1 pseudogene is annotated in these 241 nt (G+C 51.5%); it reads right to left on the bottom strand.

Going from position 1 to position 241, the window contains the following annotated elements:
• A pseudogene (locus DWW33_RS16110) lies at nt 1-241 on the bottom strand (MobQ family relaxase); the annotation flags it as partial.

Raw genomic sequence — 241 nt, 5'->3', positions numbered from 1 at the left:
TCCGGCGCAGTGCGGTATCTACGGCGTTCTGCACCTGCCGCAGCCGTATGACTTCCTCCAGGAGCGGCTTGTGCTGCGGAGACAGTTCGGCATACTCTGTTTTTAACTGTGCATATTCCTGTTTCCATGCTTTCAGGGCAATGGGTTTTCCGTCCAGTTTTTCTTTCAAAATACGGCGGGCGGCATAAAACAGCCGTAACTCCGCATCGTGGGATGTTTCAAATTTCTCCCTCTGTTTCTT

It is taken from the genome of Roseburia sp. AF15-21 (genome assembly GCF_003479505.1).
GTDB lineage: Bacteria > Bacillota > Clostridia > Lachnospirales > Lachnospiraceae > Roseburia_C > Roseburia_C amylophila.
This window is presented reverse-complemented; position numbering and strand designations above follow the sequence as displayed.